Genomic DNA, 12,687 nt, shown 5'->3' on the forward strand with positions numbered 1-12,687 from the left:
CGGCGCACCCGGCGCGATAACATCATCCAGACTATCGCCATAACCAGACCGATTACCGCCGCTCCGATGAACATCAAAAGTACCTTCTGCCACCCCAGGAATGCTCCCAGCATCGCCGCCATTTTTATATCACCACCGCCCATACTTTCCTTCTTGAACAGCCAATCTCCCAGAAGCGCTACAAGGTACAAAGCCGCTCCTCCAACCAGCAGCCCGATAATGGAAGCGACTATCCCTATACCGCCGGGAAGAAATGATGCCCCCAACCCCAGGGCCATTCCCGGTATTGTCAGCCGGTCCGGGATAATCTGAAACTCCAGGTCAATGAAGAATATGGCTATTAGTATTGAAGACAGCGCCGCATAAACGGCGGCACTCGGCGTTAAGCCAAAATGACTAATGAAGAAAAGGTAAGCGGCGCCGTTAAGTAATTCCACCAGCGGATAGCGGAAAGAAATCGGGGCATTGCAGGAGCGGCATCGGCCACGCAGAATCAGATAACTGAGCAGGGGAATATTGTCGTAAAATTTTATCCGGCTCTTGCAGGAGGGACAAAACGACCGGCCGGCAATATACGGAAGGTTCCGCGGAAGCCGATAAATCAGCACATTCAGAAATGACCCAACGGTCACTCCCAGAACCAAGACCAAAATGTAAAACGGTAACTCTGCCATTGTACTGATTATCGGCAGGATACCCCTCTATTTGAACTCCCCTAACAGATACATAACCACTGCCGCTGCGGTCGGTCCGGCATTCTCAGTTCGGAGAATTCTCTTTCCCAGCGATATTATCGCCGCCCCCTTCTCTCTTGCCAGTTCCAGCTCCTCCCGGCTGAATCCCGATTCGGGACCGGTCAGAAGCGTAAAGTTGTGGAACCGTTTCCCTTCTTCAGTGAAATCAATTCGGTCTAACGTTTGTGCGTCTTCCGTGGGGGCAAAGAGTAAAATCCGACCCGGAATTCTGCTTCTGTCGAAAACTTCCTCAAGATTCATCACGTCCTCGATTTTCGGAATTAATGAGCGCTCGCACTGTTTGGCTGCCGCCAGCGCCACTTTGCGCCATCTGGCTATCTTTTTCTGCGCCGTTTCCTCGTCGTCAATCTTTATTTTCGACCTGGCGGTTATAACCGGGATGAATCGCGCCACCCCGATTTCAGTCCCTCTTTGCACTACTTCATCAAATTTATAACCGGTTGATAAGCCTGCCGCCAGTGTAATTTGAAAGTGCGGCTCCCCGAAATTGCGCAGCTGTGAAAACCAGCGGCAGAAGACTCTTTCCCCCTCGAAATGGTCCACCTCTCCCTTATATGCTGTACCTGCCCCATCGATGATTATAACGGCGTCACTCTTGCCGAGGCGCATCACCCGGCGCAAGTGATGTCCTTCTTCAGCTGGAAGTTCGATTAGCTCTTCCCGGAGATTCTCCGGCGGCGCGTAGAAAATCGGAATCATCTCTTAAATATGGTATAGGCTAACCATTGCCCATCCTGATGAGCTTCGAATTTTCCGTCCCCCTCTGTCCGCAACATCAGGTCAATATCTTCTCTATCTTGGAGAAGCAGTCCAGACAGAACGATAATTCCGCCGGAAACGACCATCTCCCTGATTATATCATAAAGGTCAACTATTGAGCTCTTGATGAGATTTGCCACCAGGAAATCATACGGCGCATCATCGCGGGCTTTTTCTATCGAGCCGAATTCTATTTCAATTTTATCGGCAACGTTATTAATGACGATGTTTTCTCTGGCGTTAGCCACGGCGGTGACATCTATATCGACGCCCTTAACTCGCTGCGCCCCTTTTTTCGCCGCCAGTATTGAGAGAATGCCGGAGCCGCAGCCAAGGTCAAACAGCCTCTGCCCGGCGCGAAAATGTTTGTTTATCTCCGCCAGGCATAATCGGGTAGTTTCATGGCTGCCGGTTCCGAACGCCATTTTAGGCTCAATAATAATATCAATAAACTCTTTACCCGGCGCATCTTTCCAAGGGGGACGGATATATATATCTCCCACCGTCACCGCCTGAATCGACTCCTTGTATGCCTGAACCCACTCGATATCGGCTATCAGACGACTTCTAATCGCTTCCGGACCCGCGCCGCGGGAATCGGTTTCTCCGAAAACGAAATCAGCCAACTCCTTTTTGAAGTGAATCCCCTTTTCTTCAGGCACATAGAATTTCAGCCCCACTTCACTTTCATCTTCCACATCCTCAATCACTACTCCGCCCGCAAGGTTTTCGATTATATAGTCGCAAACCCGGTCCTGCCGCTCCCGCGAAACCTTGAGAGAGACTTCATAATATCTCTTCTCCGCCTTACCTCGGACCTCCATATCAAATCCCCAACGATTCCCTCAGCTTCTGAAAGAATGAACGGTCGCTCCGGGGTGGTTTAAAATGGGGCGACCGGTTCAGCGATTCCAGATGTTTCTTATCCTCTGCCGACAATTCTGTCGGTGTCCATACTGCGACTTGCACCAGCTCATCACCGACTCCCCCGCCATTCAGCCGGGGAATCCCTTTGCCCTTCAACCGAAAAACCTTCCCGCTCTGCGTCCCCGACGGTATTTTCAGTGTATGATTTCCGTTCAATGTCGGAACGGAAATCTCGCCTCCCAGCGCCGCTATCGTAAATGATATTGGAATCTGGCAGATGATACTGTCTCCCTGCCGGGTGAAGATATCATGCTCTTTCTCATCGAATATGAGCAGCAGATTTCCGGATTTTCCCCGTCCCCGCGCAACATTTCCCTGCCCTTCCAGCGTCATATAATTTCCAGCGGAAACCCCGGCAGGAATTTTCACTTTGACGGTTGATACCTGTCGCACTCGCCCTTCCCCATCGCACGCCGGACAGGGATTGGAGATTATTTTTCCGTCGCCTCCACATCTGCCGCAGGTTCGCACCTGCTGAATTGTTCCCAGAAATGTCCGATGCATGCTTCGCACCTGCCCGCTGCCGTGACATTCCGGGCAGCTTTTCTCCGATGCCCCGGGCGCCAGTCCGGAGCCGCTGCATTCTCCGCAGCTCTCGAAGCGCCGCACTTTTATTGTCTTCTCCACACCGGTGGCAATCTCTTCCAGGGTCAAGGAGATTCGCGCCCGCAGGTCTTCGCCCCGATTCACTCTTTCGTGTCGCCCGGCGCCCCCGAAGAATTCCTCAAAACCGAATCCGCCGAAATCCCGCATGAATGCCCGGAGCGCATCGCTGATATCAAAACCGCCGAAATCGTACGCTCCATAACCGCCGCCGCTTCCCAGACCGGCATGCCCGAACTGGTCATACCGTTCCCTTTTTTCGCGGTCTTTCAGCACTTCATACGCTTCGGTCGCTTCTTTGAATTTTTCTTCCGCTTCTTTGCTGCCGGGATTGCGGTCGGGATGATATTTCAACGCCATTTTACGGTAGGCTGATTTTATCTCCTCTTCCTCCGCCGACCGCGAAAGGCCTAAAACGTCGTAATAGTCTCGCTTAGCCATTAGTCAATTGTCATCTGAATGTGTAAAACCAATCCAAACGGCTTATTTGTCTTTGTCGTCAACCACCTCGAAATCGGCATCGACCGCGCCTTCTTTACCGCCCGACGAACTCCCCGCCGTGCCCGGTTCTGTTGCCGCAGACCCGGCGCCCGGTGACGATTGCGCCGCTGAAGCCTGCTTATAAATCTCTTCGGCTATTTTGTGAGAGGCATTGAGCAACTCTTCTTTCGCCTGGTTTATGCTCTCCGCCGAATCTGATGAAAGAGTCGCCTGGAGTTTTTCCAGTTTTTCCCGGATCGCTTTCTTGTCTTCTTCGGTGACTTTGTCACCGTAGTCTTTTAGCGTCTTTTCCGTACTGTATATCAGCTGGTCGGCTTCATTGCGCGCTCGCACCAGGGATTCTTTCTTCTTATCTTCCTCGACGTGCGCCTCAGCGTCTTTCACCATCTTGTCAATCTCCTGCTCTGACAAACCTGATGATGCCTGAATCCTTATCGATTGCTCTTTTCCTGTGCCCAAATCCTTTGCCGAGACATGCACAATACCATTGGCGTCGATATCGAAAGAAACTTCTATCTGTGGCATTCCGCGCGGCGCCGGGGGAATTCCCACCAGGTCAAACCGCCCCAATGTTCGGTTATCCAGCGCCATCTGCCTTTCTCCCTGCAGGACATGGATGCTGACCGCGGTCTGATTGTCTGTTGCCGTTGAAAATATCTGGCTTTTGCGGGTAGGAATGGTCGTGTTCCGCTCTATCAGACGTGTCATCACTCCCCCCAGGGTCTCGATTCCCAGGGACAGCGGAGTTACGTCAAGAAGAACAATATCCTTCATATCACCCGAAAGCACTCCTCCCTGTATCGCCGCGCCTATCGCCACCACTTCATCCGGATTGACTCCTTTGTGGGGTTCTTTGCCAAATAAGTCCCGCACCAGCTGCTGCACTTTCGGCATCCGGGTCTGTCCTCCGACCAGAATCACCTCATCAATCTGATTTGCCGCCAATCCGGAATCCTCCAGCGCCCGGCGACAGGGCGCCACCGTACGTTGTAGCAGGTCATCAACCAGCTGCTCCAGTTTGGCGCGCGATAAAGTCAGGTCGAGATGTTTCGGTCCGCTCTGGTCGGCGGTTATGAACGGCAAATTTATGTTGGTCTGCATTGTGGTCGAAAGCTCGCATTTCGCTTTCTCCGCCGCTTCTTTCAGCCGCTGCAAGGCCATCCGGTCGAGCCGTAAATCTATCCCGTGCGACCGCTTGAATTCATCCGCCATCCAGTCCATTATCCGCTGGTCAAAATCGTCGCCCCCCAGATGGGTATCTCCATTGGTGGAACGAACCTCAAAGACCCCGTCGCCCAACTCCAATATTGAAATATCAAACGTGCCGCCTCCGAGGTCATAGACTGCAATCTTTTCGTTTTTCTTCTTGTGCAGTCCATACGCCAGGGATGCCGCGGTCGGCTCATTTATTATCCGCAAGACCTCCAGTCCGGCAATTTTGCCGGCGTCTTTGGTCGCCTGACGCTGCGAGTCATTAAAATATGCCGGCACCGTTATCACCGCCTGCGTCACTTCCATCCCCAGATAGTCTTCCGCGGTCTTCTTTAACGCCTGAAGAATCATAGCCGAAATCTGCGGCGGCGCATACCGCTCTCCACCGGCAACCACCACGACTTCGCCTTTGCCGTCCGATGCCACTTTATACGGCACCAGTTTTTCCTCCGAGTGCACTTCCTCATGGCGACGTCCCATAAACCGCTTGATAGAAAAGACGGTATTCTCCGGGTTGGTCACCGCTTGCCTTTTGGCGGCAGCGCCCACCAGTCTTTCCCCGGTTTTGCTGAATCCCACTATTGACGGTGTCGTCCTGCCCCCTTCCTGATTCGGTATCACCACCGGTTCGTTTCCTTCCAGTACGGCGACACATGAATTAGTCGTTCCCAGGTCTATACCGATAATCTTGCCCATTTGTATGCTCCTTAACTCCTGATTTCAATTTCCGTGACGCCGTTATCCCTCGACGCCAGATTCACCCGACACCCTTTTGCCGCTGCTTACGACGACTTTTGAATGCCGAAGCGCTTTCCCGTGCCTTTTATACCCGCTCGTAATTTCCTGAATGATTGTTCCCTCGTCGTATTTTTCCGAGGGCATCTGCATGACCGCTTCATGCCAGTTCGGGTCAAATTTTTCGCCAACCGCCGCAATTGTCTCGACCCCAAATCTCTTCAGAAGCTCATTCATCTGCTGGTAAATCAGTTCCGTTCCTTTGCGGAGCGATTCCACTTCCGTAGTTTTTTCCGCGGCATCCAATCCGCGTCTGAAATTATCAGCCAACTCCAGCAGCTGAAGCAGCACTTCTTCGTTTGCTGCCCGCACCATCTCTTCGTACTGACGGGCCATTCGCTTCTTGTAATTGTCAAACTCCGCCGCCAGACGAAGGTAGCGGTCCTCCATCTGCTTGAGCTTCTCCTGATACTCTTTCTCTACTGCCTCGGCCGTCACGGTCACCGTTTCGCCTACGGTTTCCGCATCGTTCGTTGCCCCCGATTCAATGGAGTTCTGCTCCGCCGCAATTTCCGCGTCCGGCACTTCTAATTTATTCTTCTCAATATCTTTTTCTTTATCCATTGTCCTTTTTCTCATCGGAGAGCGCCTCGGTCAGCGACCGGGCGGTATACTCCACAATAGATACCAGTTTGGAATACGGCATCCGGGTCGGCCCGATAATGCCTATCGTGCCGGTCACTTTTCCGGCTTGATATTTTGATGCTACTATCGAGCAGCTCTGCATTTCTGTCATCTGATTCTCGCGACCTATAGTAATGACAATGCCTTCCCCAATTGCCTTTGTCTTAATCGTTTCAATGAGTCCGCTTTGCTCTTCCAGAACGCGCACCAGTTCCGCCAGCCGGGAACGCTCCGCAAATTCCGGCTGATTGAAGAGCTTATCGACGCCGGTGAAATGAAGTTTCTCGTCCCCCTGGTCATTCCAGATTTCCGAATCGGTATCCAGGAAAAGTTTCAATAGTCTCGGTGAGCAGGAGGTATCGGCCAGCCGCTCGCTGACCGTTTTGCGAATATGCCCCAGAGAGAGACCTGTCAACCGTTCGTTAAGAATTGATTCCATTTGACGCAATTCATCGACTTCAATATCCGATTCCACTTCCATCAAGATGGTCCGAGCCAGTCCGGATTTTACCGCCACAATTACCAGTAAGCGACCATCTGAAACCGGAATCAGGTCGATTCGGGTTAGCACCCCTTCCTCAAAACGGGGTGAAATTGAGATCCCCAACTGGCTTGAGATTTCCCCCAGAATCTTGCTTGTCTGCGTCAATAAGGCGTCTAAACCTCTGTTGGCGCCCCCCATCATGCTTTTAATCTTCATCTGCTCGGCTTCGGTCAGCGGCTCTGGCCTGAGCAGCAGGTCAACAAATACCCGATAACCGGTATCAGTCGGAATTCTCCCGGCCGAGGTGTGCGGCTGCCGTACCAGTCCCAGCTCTTCCAAATCCTGCATCGTGTTTCTAATAGTTGCCGGCGATAGCCCCATCCGGTACTTGTTTGCAATCACCCTCGAGCCGACCGGGTCGGCTGTCTGTATATAATGCAACACCAGGTTCTGAAGAACCCTTAATTCTCTTTGTCCCAAATTATCAAATGCCATACTTCAATAATATTCAATAACTTAATGCCGCTAATTGGCAATCTCTAAGCCAGAGTGCTAAATAATTTATACGCTGTAATGCAATAGTCAAGCCAGATTTTCTGCCCCTTTGACTTGATTCTTCAATTGAATCAGGGAGAAGTTAGTTATTTCTTCTCACCCTTTTTCTTGGGTATGTTAGATTCCGGAGCTTTCTTGTCGGTGGGACTCTTCGGTTTTCGCACTTCAGCGCGGTCATCAATGCCGTTATTATTTTTGTCAATAAAGTCGTCATATCCCGACTGCGGCTTGCTCTTGCGCTTTGGTTCATCCGGCTTTTTCGGCTCTGTCTTGGTTGTTTCTACTTTTGGTTTAGTCCCTTCCACCTGTGCCGGTTTAGCCTTATCTGCCTCTTTGCGCTCAATTGCCCCCAGCGGCGCGGCCGACACAGAAAGAAGGCCGGCCGCTATTATAATACTAATCACTCTTCTCATTGATTCACCTGCTGGCAACTTCTAACAGATTCACTCCTGCAAGTCAACAATTAATTTATCGTTTCTTCTTAGAGCCACTGCTGCCGCCGCTGTTGCCGCTGCCCTTGCCGCCGGAACTTTCCTTAGAAGGGGCGGATTTTGCCGGGGAGCTTACTTTGCCGCTTGAGCCCTGTTTGGCGCCGCCGCCGCTCTTCCTGCTTTCATACTGACGAGCCTCGCCGGACCGCTTTGAGGCACCGTCGCTGCGGCTCTTTGTCCCGTCATAAACGCGAGCGCCTCCCTGTTTGCGGGAGTTGTTCCCATCAGGGTTGCGATAGGTTCCCGGCGATTGCTTTGTCACTGTTCGATGATTTTCATAGCTGCCGCTGCTCTTCTTGGAAGCGCTCTTATAATCCCCATTGCCGCGGGTACGGCTGTCGTAACCGCGCGCCGGCTTGGTTACCGGCTCCCGGAATCCGGTCTTTGACACCGGTTTATAACTCTCCTTTATCTTTGCTTCCCTGTGAAACTCGGGGTAGCCGTGCTTCACCGGATCACGAAAGCCGCTTCTCTCAACTTCACGATACCGCGACTTTACACCGGGGCGTGTCCGCACTATTGTCTCATCAATCACCACCGATTTGTATCTGACCACATGAATCCGGTCTTCCCAGCAATGTCCCCAGCGGTCATAAATCGTAATGAAATGATATCCCCAGTAAATCCGGGGGATAAAAAGCGGCGCCACTCCCCAATAAATGCCGTCAATGTAAATGGTCGCACCGAAAGGGTAATCAATATAGACCGAACCGCACAGACTCCAGTCGGGATAGCGATGGACATAGACCGGTCGGAAATAATAATTATGCCACTCTCTGATAGTGAAGGATGTCATATCGGTCGCGCGCGGGCAACCATAATCGCATCCGAAGAATTCGGAGTTGATATAATCAATGAAGTCATAGGGGTCTTCTTCGCAAATCAGACCGGAACCGTCATACCAGGCCGGTATCGGAAGCGGCTCTCGCGATGCCACCGCCTGAAGATATTCCGTTCCTGCCGGACCCTGCACCGTCAGGCTGTAAGAGTCATATGTTCCGGGCAAACGGTATGTCCGTCCTCCCTGCACCCAGCCATTTTCAGCCGGGCTGGTCGGGAATATCAGATTGACATGTCCACGGGTGTCGATATTGTATATCGCCACATAACTGTCGCGATTCGTCCGAAACGATATGGTTATCTCATCCCCCTGGTAATACTGGCTGTTGTCGGTCCAGATTTCCACTTCAAGATACCTGTCCGGGGTTATAAATCTTCCCCCCATAGCCCGGTCGTCCCCCACGATTTCAGCCCGGGCGGGAATGATACTGGCAAGGAAGCTTGTCATCAGTATCGCTATCAGTAAGTTCATCCGTTTCATTTCAATCACCTCATATTTCCGGGATCTAATCCCTACTTGATTATTCCGATATTTAAGGTTCGCTTCAGAAAGCCATCGTCATGCTGCGGCCTGGCCAGTTCCGGATTACCGGTGTCGGTCTGATATGCCCAGTCAAAACGAACACTGTATGGAGCGTTAATGGCTGTCACGCGCAACTTGGCGTAATTATTGTCTTTCGTCCAGATTATATAAGTATGCCCCAGAATCAGCTCGGACCAACCAACCGTTGACCATCCATCCAGAGGGGAATATCCAATCTCATCAAAGTTGCTGGTATACCCCATATCCTGAATATCTGTCAGGGTATTGGTTACATTAATATAGAAAACCTCATCATACTGATTATACTCGATATAGATGTCGGCATTGAGATGGTCAAAAGGCAATATGGTGTAAGTCGAAAAATCATACCCGGAAATTCCGGGATAGAGATTGAAATCGGCAAGATTCAAACCGAAACCTTCCGGGCGGGGAGTATCAAAGACCGTTTCATACGAAAGCTCCGATTCATTACCATCGTCATCTATGGCTGTCACGGCATAATAGTAGGTGTTGCCGTTGATGACATTTCTGTCCACATATTCAGTGCTTGCCGCGGAACCGATATAGAAATATTCATCGTCATTGACACTGCGGTACACCCGATATCCGGCCAGGTCCGATTCCCGCACCGGCAACCAGAACAGGTAAACCGCTTCATCGCCGGTAATGGAATAAACACCTTGCGGAACCGCCGGGGTGTAATCGATATAAACATACTCGGTCGTATTCTCTTCGCAGCCGTACAGGGCAAATCCCGCAATCAGAGTCACCATCGTCAGAATTACCTTTTTCATATCTCAATCTCCTTGCTCAATACCTTTTTTCACTCTTTACCAACACAAGAGCCGTGCCAAAAAATGCAATATATTATCTGACAACAAGATAGCAGGCACCCGAAAACTCAGGATTCTCCCGCCCGCACAAAAAATGTTCAGCAGCCCCTACGAATGCACTGATTTTAATTCTCTGAGGATAGCCCGTACTCTTTGATTTTGAGCCTGAGGGTATTCCGATGAATCCCCAGAATGTCCGCCGATTTCCCTATATTCCATTCCATCCGGTCAAGGACTTTCTTGATTTGCGCTTTTTCCAGGTCAGCCAGCCTTTCTGAGACAGGCAGGGCGGCATCAGGTCCACCTGAAATTCCCGGCAATTCCTTCAGGGTAATCAAATCGCCGCGCAAAAGAACCACCGCCCGCTCAATGACATTCTGGAGCTCGCGTACATTCCCAGGCCAATCATATTTTACCAGAGCGGCCGCCGCTTCCGGCTGGAGCCCTTTCACTATTTTCCCCAGTTTGGTCGAAAAGTCGGCGATGAATTTCTCCGCCAGCCTCAGAATGTCGCCGCTGCGCTCGCTTAAATTCGGCAGATGAATTGTAATTACATTTAATCGATAATAGAGGTCTTCGCGGAATTTTCCTTCTTTCACCAGCTGGGGAATATTTTTATTGGATGCCGCAATTATTCGCACCTCCAGCGGGACCTCATCTTCTCCCCCCAGTCTTTCAATCGCCTTGCTTTCCAGCACCCGGAGAAGTTTCGCCTGCATTCCCAGCGGCATATCCCCAATCTCATCCAGGAAAATTGTCCCTCTATCGGCAAGCTCAAATTTTCCCATTTTCCGCTTTTCCGCGCCGGTAAATGCTCCCCGTTCATGTCCGAATAATTCTGATTCCAGAAGCGTTTCCGGTATCGCGGCGCAGTTTACCGCCACGAAGCGGTTGTTCTTTCGAGGCGACAACGAATGAATCGCTCGCGCCGCCAGTTCTTTTCCGGTCCCTGAGGCGCCGGTAATCAGCACCGTGGTATCGCCCGGAGCCGCCAGATTCAGAAGCTCAAGGACCTTCTTTATCGCCGGCGATTCACCGATTATCTCCCCGCTGCCAAACCGTTCTTTTACCGTTTCATTGAGAAGGTTATGCTCCAGTATCAGCCGATGCTGCTCTTCGGCTTTGGTGAGATTGAGCAGCAGCTCTTCCAATTCCACCGGCTTAGTCTGATAATGAAACGCCCCCGCCTTCATCGCTTCCACGGCTGTCTCCACCGACCCGAACGCCGTCAGTACTATTATCTGCAGAAACGGGTTCAGTTCCCGCAGTTTACCTATCAATTCAATCCCGCTCATCCCCGACATTTTCATATCTACCACTGCCAGCGGCGCAAAAAAGGAACTGTATATCTTAAGCGCTTCTTCTCCGGAGGATGCCTGCCTTACTTTGAAGCCGTTCTTCTCCAGGTACCCCGCCAGCATCTCTCGCTGCGCCGCTTCGTCATCAACCAATAAGATTTTGTTTCTTGTCATCGAGTCCATTATATCGCAATCGACCCCCCTTTAGCCAGAAAAAAAAGCCCTCCGGCAAGAGCCGCAGGGCTTTAAAGTCAATTTTTCTTCCTGTTACTCTTCAGGACCGAAGAATACGAGAATCCCCACCTTCAGGTCCAGGTAGTTGGCATTGTCCTCGAAGAGATATTTTTCCGAATGATAATCGGCTTCTTTGTCCTTGACCGAGGCATAATTATACCCCGCTTCGATATAGATTCCGCCATAATCGGAAGTGTAATAAAGTAAGCCGGCGGATAAACTCCCCTTGAAGCCCGGGTCGTACGACAGCTCTCTCAAGCGGGTCCGGACCGGTCCCACCCAGGTGGCGAACTTCGGAAACAGCGCCCCGGCCGAGAGTTTGACATACGGTTCAAAATTCGATTCGCCGGTAAAGGCATATTTCAAATAAGCGCCGGCGTCATACAACCGATGATTCCGTTCATATATTTCCATCCCTAATTGACTGTATTGAAAATAGACCCCCAGGCAAAGCTTGTCGCTGAAATAGTACCCTCCGGCGCCTCCGAACGATATCCCGCTTTTTGCCCCCATCGAATCGCTCCAGTCCTTAATCGCTCCGGTCGGAAGCGAAAGCCCTCCGAATCCGGTAATCTCAAAATTGCGCCATTTCTCTTCTTCTTCCTCCTGGGAAAATGCGGAAACGGCTAAACTGAGGAATAACAGGGTGAGTAATATCAGCTTTGACTTCTTCATTTTATTCCCTCGAAAGTATGATAAATCTTCTCTTACCAACCTCTTTCCATTACATGCGACTTTATCTGTCAGCGGGGGCACCTTACCTTTTCCCTCGCCAATTCACTCCGGTTTTACACCCGGACGACAAAGTGAACTGGCAAATAATTATCCAAATGACGATTTGTCAATAGATTTGTCAAATTTAATCTGCCGCAAGCGGTTTAGCCATTGACGGTTTCACGGTCTCTGGCACAACCAATCATTCCCTTTTCATCAGGGGCTTCGGCATTGGTGTCAGGCGAAACATCCTACCTCCGACTTGATATTTCCGGCTCAAACTCAGGAAGAGCGAAGAAGAATGTCAAGACCGCCCGACCGACAATGAAATGACTGAGCAGGTCGGGGGGCTGGACCTACACGAGCTTTCGACACATCGGGTTCATTCCTCCCCCTTTGGACTCGGTGGGTAACGTCGGGTTAGTGTGTGAGCTAAACAACGTATATTATGACTTGGCATGATTTGACCCGCTCGATTCTTCTTGGCCAACACCACTAAGACCTGCAAACTGCCCCGC

The 12,687-nt window shown here is 51.1% G+C and carries 12 protein-coding genes; all 12 read right to left on the minus strand.

Going from position 1 to position 12,687, the window contains the following annotated elements; translation table 11 throughout:
- The coding region (locus AB1690_12615; GenBank protein MEW6016145.1) for a prepilin peptidase at window positions 1-674 on the minus strand (674 nt) is incomplete at its 3' end.
- A gap of 27 nt (window positions 675-701) precedes the next feature.
- On the minus strand, window positions 702-1,454 hold the full coding sequence (locus AB1690_12620) for an RsmE family RNA methyltransferase (GenBank protein MEW6016146.1): 753 nt from the start codon (window positions 1,452-1,454) through the stop codon (window positions 702-704).
- Entirely contained in the window at window positions 1,451-2,338 is an 888-nt protein-coding gene (locus tag AB1690_12625; protein ID MEW6016147.1) for a 50S ribosomal protein L11 methyltransferase, read from the minus strand. Before AB1690_12625 ends, AB1690_12620 begins: the two co-directional genes overlap by 4 nt.
- A 1-nt stretch (window position 2,339) precedes the next feature.
- Complete coding sequence (gene dnaJ / locus AB1690_12630) at window positions 2,340-3,485, minus strand: molecular chaperone DnaJ (GenBank protein ID MEW6016148.1); 1,146 nt, start codon at window positions 3,483-3,485, stop codon at window positions 2,340-2,342.
- A 42-nt stretch (window positions 3,486-3,527) separates the two neighbouring features.
- Window positions 3,528-5,453 (minus strand): molecular chaperone DnaK, encoded by a 1,926-nt coding sequence (gene dnaK, locus AB1690_12635; GenBank protein ID MEW6016149.1) that lies wholly within the window; start codon window positions 5,451-5,453, stop codon window positions 3,528-3,530.
- Between the two features lie 42 nt (window positions 5,454-5,495).
- The gene (gene grpE, locus AB1690_12640; protein ID MEW6016150.1) at window positions 5,496-6,131 is read right to left on the minus strand and encodes a nucleotide exchange factor GrpE; all 636 of its coding nucleotides are present in this window, start codon (window positions 6,129-6,131) and stop codon (window positions 5,496-5,498) included.
- The gene (gene hrcA, locus AB1690_12645; protein ID MEW6016151.1) at window positions 6,109-7,155 is read right to left on the minus strand and encodes a heat-inducible transcriptional repressor HrcA; all 1,047 of its coding nucleotides are present in this window, start codon (window positions 7,153-7,155) and stop codon (window positions 6,109-6,111) included. Before hrcA ends, grpE begins: the two co-directional genes overlap by 23 nt.
- A gap of 146 nt (window positions 7,156-7,301) precedes the next feature.
- Window positions 7,302-7,628 (minus strand): hypothetical protein, encoded by a 327-nt coding sequence (locus AB1690_12650; GenBank protein ID MEW6016152.1) that lies wholly within the window; start codon window positions 7,626-7,628, stop codon window positions 7,302-7,304.
- A 55-nt stretch (window positions 7,629-7,683) separates the two neighbouring features.
- Complete coding sequence (locus AB1690_12655; protein ID MEW6016153.1) at window positions 7,684-9,027, minus strand: DUF4384 domain-containing protein; 1,344 nt, start codon at window positions 9,025-9,027, stop codon at window positions 7,684-7,686.
- A 32-nt stretch (window positions 9,028-9,059) separates the two neighbouring features.
- Window positions 9,060-9,884 (minus strand): hypothetical protein, encoded by an 825-nt coding sequence (locus AB1690_12660; protein ID MEW6016154.1) that lies wholly within the window; start codon window positions 9,882-9,884, stop codon window positions 9,060-9,062.
- A 164-nt stretch (window positions 9,885-10,048) separates the two neighbouring features.
- Entirely contained in the window at window positions 10,049-11,395 is a 1,347-nt protein-coding gene (locus tag AB1690_12665) for a sigma-54 dependent transcriptional regulator (GenBank protein ID MEW6016155.1), read from the minus strand.
- Window positions 11,396-11,488: 93 nt separating this feature from the next.
- The gene (locus AB1690_12670) at window positions 11,489-12,130 is read right to left on the minus strand and encodes an outer membrane beta-barrel protein (protein ID MEW6016156.1); all 642 of its coding nucleotides are present in this window, start codon (window positions 12,128-12,130) and stop codon (window positions 11,489-11,491) included.
- Between the last annotated feature and the right edge of the window lie 557 nt (window positions 12,131-12,687).

The organism is Candidatus Zixiibacteriota bacterium (assembly GCA_040753495.1).
Lineage (GTDB): Bacteria > Zixibacteria > MSB-5A5 > GN15 > PGXB01 > DYGG01.